We start from the raw sequence: 19,378 nt of genomic DNA on the forward strand, positions 1-19,378 counted from the left end.
TGACGGGGTGGCACCTGTGCGTCCACGGATCGGAGCGCCCCATGACGTCGTTCTGCCCGCACTGCGGAGCCGAGGCTCCGACAGAGGCCCGCTTCTGCATGAGATGCGGGAAGGAGCGCTCCCCGCAGTTCCCGCCCCCGGCGACCCCGACGGCCCTGGACCAGCCCCTGCCGCCGGTCCCCGCCCACCAGCCGCCGCCCGCCCCTCCGGCCCACCCGCCGGGCCCCTCCGGCCCGTCCCCGGTCGGCGCGTTCTTCGGGCGGGCCCTGCGCGGTGACTGGGCCGGTGCGGCGCAGGCCGCGCTGTGGCCCGTGGGGCTGCTGCTCGTCGGGGCCGTGGCGCTCGCGATCCCCGGCTACGGCCAGAACCCGGACGCCGACGACGTCGTCGGCTTCGGGGACCGGCTGCGGATCGCCCTCACCGCGCTGATGCACGGCCTCGGCGGCAGCTTCCGGGTGACCGCGGCGACCGGCGGCGGCTCCTCGCTGTTCGACAGCGCGTCCGGCACGTCGGCGAGCGGCGCGCTCGACCTCTTCATGCCGCCGCTCCTCGTCCCCGTGCTGTGGTGCGCGGCGCTGCTGATCGGCGTACGGGTGCTGCGGGCGCGCCTGCTACTGGCGCCGCCGCCGCCCGCGCGCACCCTGGGCCCGGAGACCGCGGTCCGGGTCGGGCTGCTCGCCATGGCCGGGACGGTCGTGCTCGCGCTGTTCGGGCAGCCGACGGTCCAGCAGGTCGCGTTCCACACCTCGCCGTTCCTGGTGGCGCTGTGCACGCTGGCGCTCGGTGTCGGCGTCACCGTCGCCGCGTTCCAGCGGGCCGACATCGTCCAGTGGCTCACCGTGCGCCCCGGCGTCGCCGCCGCGAGCCGTGCCTTCGGGTCCGCGGTGCGGGCGATGGCCTGGGTGCTGCCGCTGGTGCTCGTCGCGGGCTTCGTCGTCGGCATCGTCGCCGACGACGGCCGGGACGGCGGCGACGTCGACAACGCCACCGGCGGCAGCGTCGCCGCCGGCATCGTGCTGCTCGCGCTGTACCTGCCCAACCTCGCGGTGACCGGCCTCGGCTTCGTGTGGGGCGCGCCCTTCGAGGCCGATCTGCGCGGCTCCGGTCTCAGCGGCGGTCGGTACGAGCACGACGCGTACGGGCTGGGACAACTCGGCGACGACGTCGGCAGCGGCGCCGTCATCGGGGTACTGGCGTTCGGCCTGGTGCTCGCGCTGCTCGTCGGCGTGCTCATCGCCCGGCGCTCGCGGGACCGCCGCGAGCTGTACCTCGGTGGCGGATTCTTCTGCGCGCTGCTGCTCGTCCTCGGCGCCGTCAGCGGGTTCTCCATGAAGACCTCGGGCGGCCTCACCGGCGAGATCTCCTTCGGGGGCACCGGCGAGGGCGGCCTGAGCGTGCCGGAACTGCTGCTGTTCGGGCTGCTGTGGGTGGGCGGCGGGATCCTCCTCGCGCCGTACCTGCTGCGGCTCGGCGGACGCGGCCCGTGGCCCGCCGCCGCGCCGGACGCCGCGCCCTTCGCCACCGGCCCGCACGAACCGCTCCCGGCCGGCGGCTTCGCCGACGCGCCCACCCGGACCGGCTCCCTCCTCCCGCCGCCCCTGCCGCCGCACGGCCCGCCGCCGCCCGTCCCGGCCCGGCAGGCCGACCGGCGCGCGGGCGTCTGGGCCGCCACCCTGCTCGCCGCCCTCGTCGTCGGCGGCGGCGCCGCGGCCGGTGTGCTGCTGCTCCGGGACCGGGGCGACGGCACCGACGACGCCAAGGACAACGCGCCGGTCGCCGCGCAGACGGAACAGACGGCACAGACCGCGCCGGGCGGCGGCACCGGCACGTCCCCGGCACCGTCCGCGCCGCCCACGCCGACCCCGGGCCAGGACACCGCCGTGCCCTCGGCGACGCCCGCGGTCCCCGCGGGCTACCGCCAGGTCGTCGACCCGCAGGGCTTCGCCTTCACCGTGCCCGGCGCCTGGAGCCGGACCGGCGTCAAGAACGGCAGCCAGATCACCTACTCGGGCGGCACCGGCCAGGAGAAGTACCTCGTCGGAGTGATCCCGATGGCGCCCTACACCTCGTACGAGAACTTCCAGAACCTGGAGAGGCACGCCGAGGACGACCCGAAGAAGTCGGGGTACCAGCGGATCCGGCTGGAGCGGAACACCTTCCAGGGCCGGCCGGGCGCCCTGTGGGAGTACACGTACCAGGACGGCACCGGGCGGACCGTCCACGGCATCGACCAGTCGTACATCGCCGCCGACGGCACCGAGTACGCCATCTTCCTCACCGGCGCCGACGCCGACTGGTCCGGGCTGCGCGAGACCTACCGGATCGGGCTCGACTCCTGGCGGCTCACCGACACGGAGTGAACGGCGACGGCGCGGCGGGCTCACCGAGTTCGCGGCGCATGCCACCGCCCCGCGGACCCGGATCGCGGGGCTCGCGCACCCCCGCGCCACCGCCGCCCTCGCCCTCCCCGAAGTCGAACCAGACCGTGACGGCGGCGTCCCGGGGGATCTCCGCACCGGGCGGCGGGTACTGGCGCACCACATGGTCCACGGCGGCCTCGGCGAGCGCGGGCCGGTCCGCGGGGACCAGCCGCAGACCGAACGCCAGCACCGCGGCCTGCGCGTCGACCGCCATCAGGCCGACGAGCGCGGGCACGTGCACTTCCGGTGGGCCGGGTGTGCTGGGCGTATCGGGTGTATCGGGCGTCTTCGGCACAGATGTCACCCCCAGGCGGTACCGGCAGGGTAGACCGCCCCACCGCCGCCAGGAAGGCCGCGGACGCCCGGGAACGGCGGTCCGCGCTACAGCGCCAGCCGGAAGCAGTGCCCCTGACGGCCCGTCGGCGTCACGAACGTCTCGGCCAGCTCCATGCCGAGGCGCCGGGTCACCGCGATCGAGCGGGTGTTGAGCGCGTCCACCATCGCGACGACGCTCGGGACCCCGGCCTCCCGCAGCCGGTCGACCGTGGTGACCGCGGCCGCGGTGGCGTACCCCTGGCCCCAGTACGCGCGCCCGAGCCGCCAGCCGATCTCGATCTCGCCGACCGGCCCCCAGGCGTGCCGCCACGGCTGGGCCCCGGCGAAGCCCATCACCTCGCCCTCCCCGTTGACCAGGGACCACAGGCAGTAGCCCAGTTCGGCGTCGTGCATGCGCTGGCGGGCCGTCGCCTCGTGATGGACCGACAGCTCGGCCGCGGCGGCCCGGCCGCCGAGGAACTCCATGACGTCCGGGTCGTCGAACACCCGGTGCCAGGCGAAGGCGTCCTCATGGGTGGGGACGCGCAGATCCACGGCGGGAAGAGTTCGGGTCATGGGCTGGCCCTTCGGCTGGGTGATCGGTACCGCTGAATAGACTGCCCATGTCCGTGCCCCGCGGCACACCGTTTTCGAACCTGGGGAGAACCCGCCGTGACCGAACAGTCCAAGCCCCTCACCGAGAACACCGCGGACGTCATCGTGGTCGGCGCCGGGCCGGCCGGTTCGACGACCGCCTACTACCTCGCCAAGGCGGGCCTGGACGTCCTGCTCCTGGAGAAGACGGCGTTCCCGCGCGAGAAGGTGTGCGGCGACGGTCTGACCCCGCGCGCCACCAAGCAGCTCGTCTCCATGGGCATCGACATCTCCGAGGAGGCGGGCTGGCTGCGCAACAAGGGGCTGCGCATCATCGGCGGCGGCGTCCGCCTCCAGCTGGACTGGCCGGACCTCGCCTCGTACCCGGACTACGGGCTCGTCCGCAAGCGCGACGACTTCGACGAGCAGCTCGCCCGGCAGGCGCAGAAGGCGGGCGCGCGCCTGTACGAGCAGTGCAACGTCGGCGCCCCGATCATCGACGACCGCACCGGCCGCATCACCGGCGTGCACGCCAAGCTCGGCGACGAGAAGCGCGAGGTCACCTTCCACGCCCCGCTGGTCGTGGCGGCCGACGGCAACTCCACGCGCCTCTCGCTCGCGATGGGCCTGCACCGCCGCGAGGACCGCCCGATGGGCGTCGCGGTCCGTACGTACTTCACCTCGCCCCGCCACGACGACGACTACCTGGAGTCCTGGCTGGAGCTGTGGGACAAGCGCGGGCCCGGCGAGGACCGCCTCCTGCCCGGCTACGGCTGGATCTTCGGCATGGGCGACGGCACCAGCAACGTGGGCCTGGGCATCCTCAACTCCTCCAAGGCGTTCCGCGAGCTGGACTGGCGCGAGGTCCTGAAGGCCTGGTGCGCGTCGATGCCGGAGGACTGGGGCTACACGCCGGAGAACATGACGATGCCGATCCGCGGCGCCGCCCTCCCGATGGCCTTCAACCGCCAGCCGCACTACACCAAGGGCCTGCTCCTGGTCGGCGACGCGGGCGGCCTCGTCAACCCGTTCAACGGCGAGGGCATCGCGTACGCCATGGAGTCCGGGCAGCTCGCCGCCGACGTCATCGTGCAGGCCCACGCCCGCCCGACGGACACCAGCCGCGAACTCGCCCTCCAGCGCTACCCGCAGATCCTCAAGGACACCTACGGCGGCTACTACACGCTGGGCCGCGCCTTCGTGAAGATGATCGGCAACCCGAAGGTCATGAAGATCGCGACGCAGCGCGGTCTGACCCACCCGATCCTGATGAAGTTCACCCTGAAGATGCTCGCCAACCTCACCGACCCGACGGGCGGCGACGCGATGGACCGCATCATCAACGGGCTGAGCAAGGTCGCGCCGAAGGCCTGATCCGCCCCGGTTTTGCCCGGTCAGGCAGCTCGGGGCAGGCTGGAGGCATGATTTTCATCGCCGTGAAGTTCACCGTCCGCCCCGAGCACACCGATTCCTGGCTGGAGAAGACCGCCGCGTTCACCGCCGCGACCCGCGCCGAGGAGGGCAACCTCTTCTTCGACTGGTCGCGCAGTGTCGAGAACCCGGACCAGTTCGTCCTGATCGAAGGGTTCCGGGACGGCGACGCGGGCGCCGCGCACGTCGGCTCCGACCACTTCAAGGCCGGCCTCGACGCCATGGCCCCGCTCATCGCGAGCACCCCCGAGATCATCAACGCCGACATCCCGAACGAGGGCTGGGGAGCGATGGGGGAGCTGGCGCCGCAGGGCTGAACCACCGTGAGGCCCGGCCGACTTCAGTGATCTGTGATGATCCTGTGACGCTCATGTGGGCAACGGTCGACGCGCGTCAACAGTCGGAGGGAGCGAGTCGCAACCGGGCTCGCTCCCTCCGACCGCGACAAAGAGAGCGTTGATGAGACGTCACATCCGCACGCGCGCCTTCCCGGCCGCCCTCGGGCTCGCCGCCGCCGCGGCGCTGGCCGCCGCCGGGCTCGGCGCGGCCGTCGCCCCCGCGCTCGCCGCCGACGGTGCCCCGCTGACCGTCGCCATCACCGGCGAGAACCGTGTCGACCTGTCCCTCCAGGGCGACAACGGCGACCCGAGCGAACCCCAGGTCACCCTGCGGCTCGCCGCGCCGGGCAGCGACGAACCGGGCGACGACGGCGTCATCCCCGTGGTCCACCACGGCGACTACAAGATCAAGATCGATGCCTCCGGGCTCAAGGGCGTCGCCGCCGTGAAGCTGCCTTGCGGCGGCACCGGCCTGACCGCCGTGTGCACCGGCGACGAGATCAACGCCGGCGAGGACTACAACCGCCTCGGCGGCATCCGCCTCGACACCACCGACGAGAGCGCGGCCGGCGACTTCGGCAGCATCGAGGTGACCGGCGAGGGCGAGGGCGTCAGCTTCACTCCGCTGACCATCGACGTCCTGGTGGGCGGACCGGAGTTCCTCAACCACGAACTGGCCGAGCCCAAGGGCTTCGAAGCCGGTGACACGTACGAGGCGCCGGTCGGCTTCCGCAACGCGGGCGGCATGGCCGCCGACGGCGCCGTGCTGCGCTTCCACGGCTCGCGCGGGCTCGACTTCCCCGACAGCTACGGCAACTGCGCGTACAAGAAGACCACCGACGGCCCGCTGCTGCGCCAGGGCACGGACGCGATCTGCACCTTCTCCGGCAGCTACGAGGCGGGCGAGGCCTACGCCCTCGCCGAGCCGCTCAAGGTGGCGACGGCGGACTTCGCGCTGCTCGACATCGTCAACTACGGCTTCTCCGCGGTCGCCCCGGCCAAGGCGAAGGCCCTCCTCGACGACGACGGCTACACGCCCGGCACCGGTGCGCCCCTGACGCTGAAGGAGGCCCCGGGCGCCGCCCCGGCCGACTACACGCGCTACGCGGAGCTGGACCTGCCCACCGGCAACACCTACGACCTGGTGCTCACCGGCGCGTCGGCCAAGGGCGGCGTCGGCGACACCGTCGACGCCGAGATCGGCTTCCGCAACGACGGCCCCGGCTGGCTCAGCGCGCTGCGCTCCGGCGGCGAGTCGATCGGGTTCACCGTCGAGGTGCCGAAGGGCGCCACGGTGACCAAGGCCCCGGACGGGTGCCGGTTCACCACGATCGACGAGGGCGTGAAGGGATACCTGTGCTGGGTGTCCACCCCGCTCCTGGAGGACGCGAAGCTGAGCTTCCCGTTCGAGCTGCGGATCGACAAGGTCGTGCCGGACGCCAAGGGTGAGGTCGCCCTCCCGAGTTGGGACAATCCGCGCGAACCGAACCAGTCCAACAACACGGCCTGGATCGTGCTCAACGGCAGCGACGACGGACAGGGCGCGGGCGGCTCGTCGGACGGCGGTGCGTCGGCGAGCCCGTCGCCGAGCGCCTCCGGTGACACGTCCGGAACGTCTGGTTCCTCCGGTACGTCCGGTGATTCCGGTTCGGGCGGCCAGGGCTCCGGCTCGTCCGGCGGCGGGCTCGCGCTGACCGGTGCGGGCGGCGTGCTGCTCATCGGCGGCGTCGCCGTGCTCGTCCTGGGAGCGGGCGCCGCGGCCGTCGTCGTCACGCGTCGCCGCGGGACCGCCTGACAGCGGGCGCCCAGGCGCTCGTGAGCGGACGCACGAAGGCCGCCGCACCCCCGGGGGAGGGGAGCGGCGGCCTTCGCCGTGTGCGGGGGTTCCTCAGAGGACGCGGACCGCGCCGCTCGCCGGGTAGCCGGACAGGTCCTGGATGACAACGCCCTTCGAGGGGTTGGCGGCATCCAGGTACTGGCCGTTGCCGATGTAGACACCGACGTGGTACGCGGAGCCCGCGCCGCCCCAGTACAGGATGTCGCCGACCTGGACGCTGGAGAGCGAGACCGAGGTGCCGGCCGTCGACTGCTCCTGCGAGGTGCGCGGCAGGTCGACACCGGCCTGCTTGAACGCGGCCTGGACGAGGCCCGAGCAGTCCCACGAGCTGGGGCCCGTACCGCCCATGACGTACGCGTCGCCGACCTGGGCCTTCAGGAAGCTGATGACGGCGCCCACGGAGCCGCTGGCGGGCGCGCTGACGGCCTGGGTGGAGCCGGTGGAGGCGGCGAGGGTGGTGCGCTCGCTGGAGCGCGAGGCGGCCTTCTCGGCGGCCTCCCGCTCGGCCTTGGCCTTGGCGGCGGCCTCGGCCTTCTTCTTGGCCTCGGCCTTCTTCTCCGCCTCGGCCTGGTCCTTCTTGGCCTGGTCCGCGGCCTTGGCGAAGGCCTCGTCACGCTCCGCCTGGAGCTGGTAGTTGGCCGCGGCCTGCTGGGTGGCGTCCGCGGACTGGGCGACCTGCGTGGACAGGTCGGCGGTGAGCGTGGGCAGTTCGATGGTCTGCGTCACGGGCTCGGCAGCGCTGGCCGCACCCGACGCACCGGCCACTGCCAGGGTGCTGAGGACGCCACCAGTAACTCCGGCGCGCAGGGCCATCTTCGAGGCGCTGCGACGGGGCTTCCGGTGGCTGGGTATGTGAGCGGTGTGGGACATGAGTACAACCGCTATCAGGGCTTCACGGTTCTCATCAAGAAACGTGTGGTGCGCCACAGTTGTGAAGGACGGGCACGAATTCCACACCTCACAGCTCGCATTGACGCCGTAAAGGGCAATTCGGGCAGCATCTGACGCGGTCGATCAAGGCTGTGATCATGTGGTTTCGGTAAAACGCCCGAATTGCCCTGGGCCTACCACCGGTTGAGGCCGTTGGCCAAGCCCGGTTTCCGGGACGTTACATGGCGCGTGACGCAGGTCACAGCGCACCCCTAGGGGTGGCCCCGATGTCCACTTCCGTCCTCGCCCCTCCCTCTGACGCGTGAACGCCGCGCACTATCAGCCAAAGGTGTCCAACGCCAATTTGCCTGTGGTGCCTCCCTCTTGATAGTGAACGCACCGCTCTGACCAGGGGTAACCGATCAAGTTGTCACCTCTGGTGATCACTCAGGCGCTTCGAGTGTGAAGATCACCGCTCATCCGACTTCATGATCCTTCGTCAGGTGGTGGAGATCACAAAGTAGTTGGCGTACCCCGTGTCGCAGATCACAGAGGAGCAGGCATAGGATGCGGGGCAAGTTGGGCTTGTGACCTGCTTCACATGTAAGCGATCTTCGACCGTTTGCAGGGGGAGCCGGGGCCGCGAGCCCGTGCAACCGCCAGCAGTCAGCGCCGACTGAGAGGAGCGAGGAGCGGTGAACGCGTATGCGCCCATCCTCGTACTGGGAGCCCTCGGGGCAGGCTTTGCGATCTTCTCCGTGGTCATGGCCACGCTTATCGGTCCAAAGCGGTACAACCGGGCCAAGCTCGAAGCGTACGAGTGCGGCATCGAGCCCACCCCCACGCCGGCCGGCGGCGGGCGCTTCCCCATCAAGTACTACCTGACGGCGATGCTCTTCATCGTCTTCGACATCGAGATCGTCTTCCTCTATCCCTGGGCCGTCACCTTCGACGCCCTGGGGGTTTTCGGGCTCGTGGAGATGCTGCTCTTCGTGCTCACCGTCTTCGTCGCGTACGCGTACGTATGGCGTCGCGGCGGCCTGGAATGGGACTGAGCCCCGTATAGGGGAGACCGGGAGCCACAGACCAATGGGACTCGAAGAAAAGCTGCCGAGCGGATTCCTGCTGACCACCGTCGAACAGGCCGCGGGCTGGGTGCGCAAGTCGTCCGTCTTTCCCGCCACGTTCGGCCTCGCGTGCTGCGCCATCGAGATGATGACGACGGGCGCGGGCCGCTACGACCTGGCGCGGTTCGGCATGGAGGTCTTCCGCGGATCGCCCCGTCAGGCGGACCTGATGATCGTCGCCGGGCGGGTGAGCCAGAAGATGGCGCCCGTCCTGCGCCAGGTCTACGACCAGATGCCCAACCCCAAGTGGGTCATCTCCATGGGCGTCTGCGCCTCGTCGGGCGGCATGTTCAACAACTACGCGATCGTGCAGGGCGTCGACCACGTCGTCCCGGTCGACATCTATCTGCCCGGCTGCCCGCCACGGCCCGAGATGCTGATGGACGCGATTCTCAAGCTCCATCAGAAGATCCAGTCCTCCAAGCTCGGCGTGAACGCCGAGGAGGCGGCCCGTGAGGCGGAGGAAGCGGCGCTCAAGGCGCTCCCGACGATCGAGATGAAGGGGCTGCTGCGGTGAGTGACGCGCAGAGCGACGGGGCCAACCCCGAGAAGGAACTGAGCGCCTCCAACCTGCCAGGGCAGCGAGGCGACACCGGCGAGGAGATCCGCGTCCAGCGCGGCATGTTCGGCGCCGACAACGGCGGCGACACCTCCGGATACGGCGGCCTGGTCCGCTCGATCCGGCTGCCCGGCGAGGCGAGCCGCCCCTACGGCGGCTGGTTCGACGAGGTGGCCGACGAGCTGGAGGGCGCCCTGGAGGAACAGGGCCTCGTCCCCGAGAACGCCCTCGACAAGACGGTCGTCGACCGCGGCGAGCTCACCTTCCACATCGAGCGCGAGCACCTGGTGCGCGTGGCGCGGACGCTGCGCGACGACCCGGCCCTGCGCTTCGAACTGTGCACCGGCGTCTCGGGGGTGCACTACCCCGGCGACAAGGGCCGCGAGCTGCACGCCGTCTACCACCTGCGGTCGATCACCCACAACAGGCTGATCCGGCTTGAGGTGTCGATGCCCGACGCCGACCCGCACGTCCCGTCCCTGGTCGCCGTGTATCCCACGAACGACTGGCACGAGCGCGAGGCGTACGACTTCTTCGGCATCGTCTTCGACGGCCACCCCGCGCTGACACGGATCATGATGCCGGACGACTGGCAGGGCTTCCCGCAGCGCAAGGACTACCCCCTCGGCGGCATCGCCGTCGAGTACAAGGGCGCCCAGATCCCGGCTCCGGACCAGCGGAGGTCGTACTCCTGATGACCACTTCTTCTGCCTCCCCCCGCGAGACCACCGAAGGCACCGTCTACACGGTCACCGGTGGCGACTGGGACGAGATCGCCCAGTCCGCGGCCAAGTCCGACGACGAGCGCATCATCGTCAACATGGGCCCCCAGCACCCGTCCACGCACGGTGTGCTGCGCCTGATCCTGGAGATCGACGGCGAGACGGTCACCGAGGCCCGCTGCGGAATCGGTTATCTGCACACCGGCATCGAGAAGAACCTCGAGTACCGCACGTGGACGCAGGGCACCACGTTCGTGACGCGCATGGACTACCTGACGCCGTTCTACAACGAGGCGGCCTACTGCCTCGCCGTCGAGAAGCTCCTCGGCATCGAGAACGAGGTACCGGACCGCGCCTCGATCATCCGCGTGCTCCTCATGGAGCTGAACCGGATGTCCTCGCACCTGGTCTGCATCGCCACCGGCGGCATGGAGCTCGGCGCGACGACGATCATGATCTACGGCTTCCGTGATCGTGAACTCATTCTCGACATCTACGAGTTGATCACCGGCCTGCGGATGAACCACGCGTACATCCGGCCCGGCGGCCTCGCCCAGGACCTGCCGCCCGGCGCGGTGGACCAGCTGCGCGAGTTCGTGAAGAAGATGAAGAAGAACCTTCCCGAGTACGACAAGCTCGCCACCGGGAACCCCATCTTCAAGGCCCGTATGCAGGACGTCGGCTACCTCGACCTCGCGGGCTGCATGGCCCTCGGCGCCACGGGACCGGTCCTGCGCTCGGCCGGCCTGCCGCACGACCTGCGCAAGGCGCAGCCGTACTGCGGCTACGAGACGTACGACTTCGAGGTGCCGACCGCCGACACCTGCGACTCCTACGGGCGCTTCCTGATCCGCCTGGAGGAGATGCGGCAGTCGCTGCACATCGTCGAGCAGTGCCTGGACCGGCTGGAGCCGGGCCCGGTCATGGTCGGCGACAAGAAGATCGCCTGGCCCGCCCAGCTGGCCCTCGGCCCGGACGGACTCGGCAACTCGCTCGACCACATCAAGAACATCATGGGCACCTCCATGGAGGCCCTCATCCACCACTTCAAGCTGGTGACCGAGGGCTTCCGCGTCCCGCCGGGACAGGCGTACGCGGCCGTGGAGTCGCCCAAGGGCGAGCTGGGTGTGCACGCCGTGTCCGACGGCGGCACCCGCCCGTTCAGGGTCCACTTCCGCGACCCGTCCTTCACCAACCTTCAGGCGATGGCCGCGATGTGCGAAGGCGGCCAGGTCGCCGACGTCATCGTCGCCGTCGCGTCCATCGACCCCGTGATGGGAGGCGTCGACCGGTGACCACCAGTTCCACAGGGGCTTCCAGTTCCGCGCAGCCTGCGGGCCAGGGCATCAGCCTCGGCATGCCGCAGCTGCCCGCCCCCGGCTATCCGGACGACGTCCGGGCCCGCCTGGAGACGGACGCGAAGGCGATCATCGCCCGCTACCCCGGCTCCCGCTCCGCCCTGCTGCCGCTGCTGCACCTCGTGCAGGCGGAGGAGGGGCACGTCACGCGGACCGGTATGCAGTTCTGCGCCGACATGCTCGACCTGACCACCGCCGAGGTGACGGCGGTGGCGACCTTCTACACGATGTACCGCCGCAAGCCGAGCGGCGACTACCAGGTGGGCGTCTGCACCAACACGCTGTGCGCCGTCATGGGCGGCGACGCCATCTTCGAGACGCTCCAGGAGCACCTCGGCGTCGGCAACAACGGGACGACGGACGACGGCAAGATCACGCTGGAGCACATCGAGTGCAACGCCGCTTGTGATTTCGCTCCCGTGGTGATGGTCAACTGGGAGTTCTTCGACAACCAGACGCCCGACTCGGCCAGACGGCTCGTCGACGACCTGCGCGCGGGAACGCAGGTGTCACCCACCCGCGGCGCCCCCCTGTGCACCTTCAAGGAGACCGCCCGCATCCTGGCCGGCTTCCCCGACGAGCGCGAGGGCGCCGTGGAGGCCGGCGGCAGCGCCGGCCCCGCCTCGCTGATCGGGCTGCGCCTGGCCAAGGGCGAGACGCCGCCCGCGCGCGTGGTCCACCCGCGCGGCGAGGCCCACGACACGCAGGCGCCGCACGACCCGTCGCCCACCGAGCACCTCAGCTCGCACGACGCGCCGCAGGACACATCGGCCTCGGACCCCGACCACCCCGCGGGGCCGACCGCCGAGGAGGGGGAGTGATGACCTTGGCCGCCGAAGTCAACGACCACGACACCAGCCCGGAGAAGCTGCTCGCTCCGGTCCTGTCGGCCTTCTGGGACGAGGACAGGTCCTGGTCCCTGGACGTGTACCGCCGCCACGAGGGCTACGAGGGACTGCGCAAGGCCCTCGCCATGTCGCCGGACGACCTCATCGCCTACGTGAAGGACTCAGGCCTGCGCGGACGCGGTGGCGCCGGATTCCCCACCGGGATGAAGTGGCAGTTCATCCCCCAGGGAGACGGCAAGCCGCACTATTTGGTTGTCAACGCCGACGAATCGGAGCCGGGGACCTGCAAGGACATCCCGCTCCTCTTCGCGAACCCGCACAGCCTCATCGAGGGCATTGTGATCGCGTGTTACGCGATCCGTTCCGAGCACGCGTTCATCTACCTGCGCGGTGAAGTGGTCCCCGTACTGCGGCGGTTGCACGAGGCCGTGCGCGAGGCGTACGAGGCCGGGTTCCTCGGGCAGGACATCCTCGGTACCGGTCTGAACCTCGAACTCACCGTGCACGCGGGCGCGGGCGCGTACATCTGTGGCGAGGAGACCGCACTCCTGGACTCGCTCGAGGGCCGCCGTGGCCAGCCGCGACTCCGCCCCCCTTTCCCCGCGGTCGCGGGCCTCTACGCATGCCCCACTGTGGTGAACAACGTCGAGTCCATCGCGTCGGTTCCCGCGATCCTGAATCGCGGAAAAGAGTGGTTCAAGTCGATGGGGAGCGAGAAGTCCGCGGGCTTCACGCTCTACTCGCTCAGCGGCCACGTCACGAACCCGGGCCAGTTCGAGGCCCCGCTCGGCATCACGCTGCGCCAGCTCCTCGACATGAGCGGCGGCATGCGGGCCGGGCACCGGCTCAAGTTCTGGACCCCGGGCGGCAGTTCCACCCCGATGTTCACCGAGGAGCACCTCGACGTCCCCCTCGACTACGAGGGCGTCGGCGCCGCCGGCTCGATGCTCGGCACCAAGGCGCTCCAGTGCTTCGACGAGACGACCTGCGTCGTGCGCGCGGTGACGCGCTGGACCGAGTTCTACGCCCACGAGTCCTGCGGCAAGTGCACGCCCTGCCGCGAAGGCACGTACTGGCTCGTCCAGTTGCTCCGCGACATCGAGGCGGGCAAGGGCTCGATGGACGACCTCGACAAGCTCAACGACATCGCCGACAACATCAACGGCAAGTCGTTCTGCGCCCTCGGCGACGGTGCCGCCTCGCCGATCTTCTCCTCGCTGAAGTACTTCCGTGAGGAGTACGAGCAGCACATCACCGGCAAGGGCTGCCCCTTCGACCCCGCACGGTCGACCCTCTGGGCGGACCGGACCGACCAGCACCGCACGGAGGTGACCGCGTGACCGTCACGACCAACGCTCCCTCCGGGGGTGGCGAGGCGGCTGTTCCGCCGGAGGACCTCGTCTCCCTCACCATCGACGGCATCGAGATCAGCGTCCCCAAGGGGACCCTGGTCATCCGCGCCGCCGAGATGCTGGGCATCGAGATCCCCCGGTTCTGCGACCACCCGCTCCTCGACCCGGCCGGCGCCTGCCGCCAGTGCATCGTGGAGGTGGAGGGCCAGCGCAAGCCGATGGCGTCCTGCACCATCACCTGCACCGACGGCATGGTGGTCAAGAGCCAGCTCTCCTCCCCGGTCGCCGAGAAGGCGCAGAAGGGGGTCATGGAGCTGCTGCTCATCAACCACCCCCTGGACTGCCCGGTCTGCGACAAGGGCGGCGAGTGCCCGCTGCAGAACCAGGCCATGTCGCACGGCCAGTCCGACTCCCGCTTCGAGGGCAGGAAGCGCACCTACGAGAAGCCGGTGCCGATCTCCACCCAGGTGCTGCTCGACCGCGAGCGGTGCGTGCTGTGCGCCCGCTGCACCCGGTTCTCGAACCAGATCGCGGGCGACCCGATGATCGAGCTGATCGAGCGCGGCGCGCTCCAGCAGGTCGGCACGGGCGAGGGTGACCCCTTCGAGTCGTACTTCTCCGGGAACACCATCCAGATCTGCCCGGTGGGCGCGCTGACCTCGGCGGCGTATCGCTTCCGCTCGCGGCCGTTCGACCTCATCTCGTCGCCGAGCGTCTGCGAGCACTGCTCCGGCGGCTGCGCGACCCGCACCGACCACCGGCGCGGCAAGGTCATGCGCCGCCTCGCGGCCAACGACCCCGAGGTCAACGAGGAGTGGATCTGCGACAAGGGCCGCTTCGGCTTCCGGTACGCGCAGAAGCCCGACCGGCTGACGACGCCCCTGGTCCGCGACGCCGAGTCGGGTGAACTGCGGCCCGCCTCCTGGCCCGAGGCCCTGGAGGTCGCGGCCCGCGGGCTGACCGCCGGGCGCGGCCGGACCGGTGTCCTCACCGGTGGCCGGCTCACCGTCGAGGACGCCTACGCGTACAGCAAGTTCGCGCGGGTGGCCCTGGACACGAACGACATCGACTTCCGCGCGCGCGTGCACAGCAGCGAGGAGGCCGACTTCCTGGCGGCCCGGGTCGCGGGTCGCGGGCGCGACCTCGACGGCACCGGCGTCACGTACACGAAGCTGGAGAAGGCCCCGGCCGTGCTCCTGGTCGGCTTCGAGTCGGAGGAGGAGGCGCCCGGCGTCTTCCTCAAGCTCCGCAAGGCCTGGCGCGCCCACGGACAGCGGGTGTTCTCCCTGGCCACGCACGGCACACGGGGTCTGGAGAAGGCGGGCGGCACGCTGCTGCCGGCCGCGCCCGGCACCGAGACCGAGTGGCTGGACGCCCTGTCGTCCGGCGTCGGTCTGGAGGCCGGGGGAGCGGCCGCGGGCGAGGCGCTGCGCGCCGAGGGCGCCGTGATCGTCGTCGGTGAGCGGCTCGCGGCCGTCGCCGGTGGGCTGACCGCCGCCGTCCGGGCCGCCGCCGCGACCGGCGCCACCCTGGTGTGGGTGCCGCGCCGGGCCGGTGAGCGCGGTGCCGTCGAGGCGGGCGCGATCCCCTCGCTGCTGCCCGGCGGCCGTCCGGCGACCGACCCGCGCGCGCGGGAGGAGGTCGCGTCCGTCTGGGGCGTGGCCGAACTCCCGCACCGCTACGGCCGCGACACCGGCCAGATCGTCGAGGCCGCCACGACGGGCGAGCTGCGGGCCCTGGTGGTCGCGGGCGTCGAGATCGCCGACCTGCCGAACCCGGCACGCGCGCGTGAAGCCCTTCACGAGGTCGGTTTCCTGGTCTCCCTGGAGCAGCGGCCCAGCGAGGTCACCGAGCACGCCGACGTCGTCCTGCCGGTGGCCGCGGTCGCCGAGAAGGCGGGCACCTTCCTCAACTGGGAGGGCCGGGCCCGGATGTTCGAGGCCGCGCTCAAGCCCGACCAGATGACGCGCCGCGTCGCCCCGACCGACGGGCGCGTGCTGCAGATGCTGGCCGACGCCATGGACGTCCACCTCGGGCTGCCCGATCTGCGCACCGCACGCCGTGAGCTGGACCGGCTCGGCCACTGGGACGGCCCGCACGCCACCGAGCCCCTGGAGACCGGCGCGGTGCTGCCGCGGCCCGCCTCCGGCGAGGCCGTGCTCGCCGGACACCGGCTGCTGCTCGACCAGGGCCGCCTCCAGGACGGCGACGAAGCGCTCGCCGGGACCCGGCACGCCGCCCACGCGCGCGTGTCGGCCGCGACGGCCGCCGAGGCGGGCGTCAAGGACGGCGACCTGCTGGCCGTCACCGGGTCCGCGGGAAGCGTGCGGTTCCCGCTCCAGGTGACCGAGATGCCCGACCGGGTCGTCTGGCTGCCGCTCAACTCCGTCGGCGGGGGCGTCGCTTCGGACACCGGTGCCGTCCCCGGCGACCTCGTGAAGATCGGCCCGGCCGTCGCCGAGGCCCCGGAGGTGCAGTCATGAGCCCCATGGCGTTGAGCCCGCTCGCCGCCGAAGACCTGTCGATGTTCGGCCGCGACCCGTGGTGGCTGGTCGTCGTCAAGGCGGTCTTCTGCTTCGCCTTCCTGATGGTGACCGTGCTGTTCTCCATCGTGTGGGAGCGCAAGGTCGTCGCCTGGATGCAGCTGCGCATCGGCCCCAACCGGCACGGCCCCTGGGGCATGCTCCAGTCGCTCGCCGACGGCATCAAGCTGATGCTGAAGGAAGACCTGATCGTCAAGCGCGCCGACAAGGTCGTCTACGTCCTGGCGCCGGTCGTCGCCGCGATCCCGGCCTTCATGGCGATCGCCGTCATCCCGTTCGGCCCGGCCGGCAACGAGATCTCGATCTTCGGCCACCGTACGACGATGCAGCTCACCGACCTGCCGATCGCGATGCTCTACATCCTCGCGGTCGCCTCGGTCGGCATCTACGGCATCGTGCTCGCCGGCTGGTCCTCCGGGTCCACGTACCCGCTGCTCGGGGGCTTGCGGTCCTGCGCGCAGATGATCTCGTACGAGATCGCGATGGGCGCCGCGTTCGCCTCGGTGTTCCTGTACTCGGGCTCGATGTCGACCTCGGAGATCGTCGCCCAGCAGCACGACCGCTGGTACATCGTGCTGCTGCCGGTGTCGTTCCTGATCTACATCGTGACGATGGTCGGCGAGACCAACCGCGCGCCGTTCGACATGCCGGAGTCCGAGGGCGACCTCGTCGGCGGCTTCAACACCGAGTACTCGTCGATCAAGTTCGCGATGTTCATGCTCGCCGAGTACGTGAACATGGTGACGGTCTCCGCGGTGTCGGTGACGCTGTTCCTCGGCGGCTGGCGCGCACCCTGGCCGGTCTCCACCTTCTGGGAGGGCGCGAACCACGGCTGGTGGCCGATGCTCTGGTTCGTCATCAAGGTCCAGCTGCTGCTGTTCTTCTTCATCTGGCTGCGCGGCACGCTCCCGCGCGTGCGCTACGACCAGCTGATGAAGCTCGGCTGGAAGGTCCTCATCCCGGTCTCCGTGGTCTGGCTGATGCTGGTGGCGACCGTGCGCACGCTGCGCAACGAGAACTACGCCTTCGCCGACATCGCCCTGTACGTGGGCGGCGGCATCCTCGTGCTCCTGCTGCTGTCGTTCGTCGTCGACATCTTCCGCGACCGGGGCGCCAAGCAGTCCCCCGAGGGCGGTGCGGCCGAGGAGCCCGCGGCCTTCGACCCGATGGCGGGCGGATTCCCCGTCCCACCGCTGCCCGGACAGGCCCTGCCGCCCGTCCCGCGCCGACGCCCGCGCCGTGAGCGGGAGTTGATTGTCAGTGGCGGCCCCGATACTGCGAGTGACGGACCGAGTGACGCTCGTGACGGAAAGGAGGCGTCCGATGGCTGACGAGTCGAACGAGAAGGACACCAGCCCCGGGTTCATGAATCCGGTCGCCGGCTTCGGCGTGACCTTCAAGGCCATGTTCAAGAAGCGGCTCACCGAGCAGTACCCGGAGCAGCAGAAGACCACCGCTCCCCGCTTCCACGGCAGGCACCAGCTCAACCGCCATCCGGACGGCCTGGAGAAGTGCGTCGGCTGCGAGCTGTGCGCCTGGGCCTGCCCGGCGGACGCCATCTATGTGGAGGGCGCGGACAACACCGAGGAGGAGCGCTACTCCCCGGGCGAGCGGTACGGCCGCGTCTACCAGATCAACTACGCCCGCTGCATCCTGTGCGGCCTGTGCATCGAGGCGTGCCCGACGCGCGCGCTCACGATGACGAACGAGTTCGAGCTCGCGGACAGCAGCCGGGCCAATCTGATCTACACCAAGGAGCAGCTGCTCGCCGGCCTGGAGGACACCATGGTCGACAGCCCGCACGCGATCTACCCGGGCATGGACGAGCAGGACTACTACCGGGGCCTGGTCACCGAGGCCGCGCCCGGCACCGAGCGCCAGGTCGCCGTCTCCAAGGGCGAGAAGCCCGCTGAGGGCGCCGGGGCCGCCGAGGCCGAGGAGGTGGAGGCATGAGCGCGCTCGCCGCCTACTCCACCTCCACCGGTGAGGCGTTCCAGTTCTGGGTCCTCGGCACCGTCGCCGTCATCGGCGCGCTCTGCACGATCCTCATGAAGAAGGCCGTGCACAGCGCCCTGTGCCTGGCCGGGACCATGATCATCCTCGCGGTCTTCTACCTGGCCAACGGGGCGTACTTCCTGGGCATCGTCCAGATCGTCGTCTACACGGGCGCGATCATGATGCTGTTCCTCTTCGTGGTCATGCTGGTCGGTGTCACCGCCGCCGACTCCCTGAAGGAGACCATCAAGGGGCAGCGCTGGCTCGCCGCCGCCTGCGGTCTCGGCTTCGGCATCCTGCTGATCGCGGGCATCGCGAACGCGTCACTGACGCAGTTCAACGGCCTGGGCCGGGCGAACGCGAACGGGAACGTGGAGGGACTCGCCTCCCTCATCTTCACCAAGTACGTCTTCGCCTTCGAGATCACCGGCGCCCTGCTGATCACCGCGACGGTCGGCGCGATGGTGCTCACGCACCGCGAGCGCACCGAGCGGGCCAAGACCCAGCGGGAGCTGGCCGAGCAGCGTGTGCGCGAGGGCAAGCACCTCCCGCCGCTGCCCGCCCCGGGTGTCTACGCCCGGCACAACGCCGTGGACATCGCGGGCCTGCTGCCCGACGGCACCCCGTCGGAGCTCACGGTCATGCAGACGCTGCGCGAGCGCGGCCAGATCCGGGACGTCTCCGGTGAGGCGCTCGATGACCTCAAGGCCCTGGAGCAGCGGTCGGCCGAGCGCCTGGAGCGCAGCGAGGAGGCGTCGAAGTGAATCCGGTCAACTATCTTTATCTCGCCTGCCTGTTGTTCACCATCGGCGCCACCGGCGTCCTCATCAGGCGGAACGCGATCGTCGTGTTCATGTGCATCGAGCTGATGCTGAACGCGTGCAACCTCGCGTTCGTCACGTTCTCCCGGATGCACGGCAATCTCGACGGCCAGATCATCGCCTTCTTCACGATGGTCGTCGCCGCCGCGGAGGTCGTCGTGGGGCTCGCGATCATCGTGTCGCTGTTCCGTTCCCGCCACTCGGCCTCGGTCGACGACGCCAGCCTGATGAAGCTGTAAGGGGTCGGA

At 70.6% G+C, this 19,378-nt stretch carries 18 protein-coding genes; 15 read left to right on the forward strand and 3 right to left on the reverse strand.

Annotated features, from left to right (window positions below; all coding sequences use genetic code 11):
- Positions 1-41 precede the first annotated feature (41 nt).
- Positions 42-2,360 (forward strand): zinc-ribbon domain-containing protein, encoded by a 2,319-nt coding sequence (locus ABII15_RS22355; RefSeq protein WP_353944096.1) that lies wholly within the window; start codon positions 42-44, stop codon positions 2,358-2,360.
- Here the strand turns inward: ABII15_RS22355 and ABII15_RS22360 are convergent.
- Both ABII15_RS22360 and ABII15_RS22365 read right to left on the reverse strand, forming a co-directional pair.
- Positions 2,344-2,655, reverse strand: a complete 312-nt coding sequence (locus tag ABII15_RS22360; RefSeq protein WP_353944097.1) for a PASTA domain-containing protein — start codon at positions 2,653-2,655, stop codon at positions 2,344-2,346. The genes ABII15_RS22355 and ABII15_RS22360 overlap by 17 nt on opposite strands.
- A gap of 146 nt (positions 2,656-2,801) precedes the next feature.
- Complete coding sequence (locus tag ABII15_RS22365; RefSeq protein ID WP_353944098.1) at positions 2,802-3,311, reverse strand: GNAT family protein; 510 nt, start codon at positions 3,309-3,311, stop codon at positions 2,802-2,804.
- A 96-nt stretch (positions 3,312-3,407) separates the two neighbouring features.
- On the opposite strand from ABII15_RS22365, the gene ABII15_RS22370 reads away from it, so the two are divergent.
- The 3 genes from ABII15_RS22370 (at position 3,408) to ABII15_RS22380 (ending at position 6,893) form a co-directional block, all read left to right on the forward strand.
- Positions 3,408-4,703, forward strand: coding sequence for a geranylgeranyl reductase family protein (locus tag ABII15_RS22370; RefSeq protein ID WP_353944099.1), 1,296 nt, complete (start codon positions 3,408-3,410; stop codon positions 4,701-4,703).
- A gap of 47 nt (positions 4,704-4,750) precedes the next feature.
- Entirely contained in the window at positions 4,751-5,077 is a 327-nt protein-coding gene (locus tag ABII15_RS22375; RefSeq protein WP_353944100.1) for a putative quinol monooxygenase, read from the forward strand.
- Between the two features lie 142 nt (positions 5,078-5,219).
- Complete coding sequence (locus tag ABII15_RS22380; protein ID WP_353944101.1) at positions 5,220-6,893, forward strand: hypothetical protein; 1,674 nt, start codon at positions 5,220-5,222, stop codon at positions 6,891-6,893.
- A 93-nt stretch (positions 6,894-6,986) separates the two neighbouring features.
- On the opposite strand, the gene ABII15_RS22385 is transcribed toward ABII15_RS22380, so the two are convergent.
- The gene (locus tag ABII15_RS22385) at positions 6,987-7,805 is read right to left on the reverse strand and encodes a C40 family peptidase (RefSeq protein ID WP_353944102.1); all 819 of its coding nucleotides are present in this window, start codon (positions 7,803-7,805) and stop codon (positions 6,987-6,989) included.
- A 695-nt stretch (positions 7,806-8,500) separates the two neighbouring features.
- Here ABII15_RS22385 and ABII15_RS22390 point away from each other — a divergent pair.
- From ABII15_RS22390 to nuoK, 11 genes are all read left to right on the forward strand, one after another.
- Positions 8,501-8,860 carry an NADH-quinone oxidoreductase subunit A gene (locus ABII15_RS22390; protein WP_007383963.1) on the forward strand — a complete coding sequence of 120 codons (360 nt, stop codon included), beginning with the start codon at positions 8,501-8,503 and terminating at the stop codon, positions 8,858-8,860.
- A gap of 34 nt (positions 8,861-8,894) precedes the next feature.
- A complete protein-coding gene (locus tag ABII15_RS22395; RefSeq protein ID WP_006133126.1) occupies positions 8,895-9,449 on the forward strand; it encodes an NADH-quinone oxidoreductase subunit B in 555 nt (184 codons plus the stop codon).
- The gene (locus ABII15_RS22400) at positions 9,446-10,186 is read left to right on the forward strand and encodes an NADH-quinone oxidoreductase subunit C (protein WP_353944103.1); all 741 of its coding nucleotides are present in this window, start codon (positions 9,446-9,448) and stop codon (positions 10,184-10,186) included. The genes ABII15_RS22395 and ABII15_RS22400 overlap by 4 nt, the downstream gene beginning before the upstream one ends.
- Positions 10,186-11,508 carry an NADH-quinone oxidoreductase subunit D gene (locus ABII15_RS22405; RefSeq protein ID WP_353944104.1) on the forward strand — a complete coding sequence of 441 codons (1,323 nt, stop codon included), beginning with the start codon at positions 10,186-10,188 and terminating at the stop codon, positions 11,506-11,508. Before ABII15_RS22400 ends, ABII15_RS22405 begins: the two co-directional genes overlap by 1 nt.
- Before the next feature lie 62 nt (positions 11,509-11,570).
- Entirely contained in the window at positions 11,571-12,392 is an 822-nt protein-coding gene (gene nuoE / locus ABII15_RS22410) for an NADH-quinone oxidoreductase subunit NuoE (protein ID WP_353947153.1), read from the forward strand.
- Positions 12,392-13,759, forward strand: a complete 1,368-nt coding sequence (gene nuoF, locus ABII15_RS22415) for an NADH-quinone oxidoreductase subunit NuoF (RefSeq protein WP_353944105.1) — start codon at positions 12,392-12,394, stop codon at positions 13,757-13,759. Before nuoE ends, nuoF begins: the two co-directional genes overlap by 1 nt.
- Entirely contained in the window at positions 13,756-16,254 is a 2,499-nt protein-coding gene (locus ABII15_RS22420) for an NADH-quinone oxidoreductase subunit G (RefSeq protein WP_353944106.1), read from the forward strand. The genes nuoF and ABII15_RS22420 overlap by 4 nt, the downstream gene beginning before the upstream one ends.
- Positions 16,255-16,265: 11 nt before the next feature.
- Entirely contained in the window at positions 16,266-17,645 is a 1,380-nt protein-coding gene (nuoH, locus tag ABII15_RS22425; RefSeq protein ID WP_353947154.1) for an NADH-quinone oxidoreductase subunit NuoH, read from the forward strand.
- Positions 17,638-18,267, forward strand: coding sequence for an NADH-quinone oxidoreductase subunit NuoI (gene nuoI, locus ABII15_RS22430; protein WP_353944107.1), 630 nt, complete (start codon positions 17,638-17,640; stop codon positions 18,265-18,267). Before nuoH ends, nuoI begins: the two co-directional genes overlap by 8 nt.
- Positions 18,264-19,073 carry an NADH-quinone oxidoreductase subunit J gene (locus tag ABII15_RS22435; protein WP_353944108.1) on the forward strand — a complete coding sequence of 270 codons (810 nt, stop codon included), beginning with the start codon at positions 18,264-18,266 and terminating at the stop codon, positions 19,071-19,073. The genes nuoI and ABII15_RS22435 overlap by 4 nt, the downstream gene beginning before the upstream one ends.
- Positions 19,070-19,369, forward strand: a complete 300-nt coding sequence (gene nuoK / locus ABII15_RS22440; protein ID WP_353944109.1) for an NADH-quinone oxidoreductase subunit NuoK — start codon at positions 19,070-19,072, stop codon at positions 19,367-19,369. Before ABII15_RS22435 ends, nuoK begins: the two co-directional genes overlap by 4 nt.
- The last annotated feature ends 9 nt before the right edge of the window (positions 19,370-19,378 follow it).

The organism is Streptomyces sp. HUAS MG91, from assembly GCF_040529335.1.
In the GTDB taxonomy this organism is placed as follows: Bacteria; Actinomycetota; Actinomycetes; order Streptomycetales; family Streptomycetaceae; genus Streptomyces; species Streptomyces tabacisoli.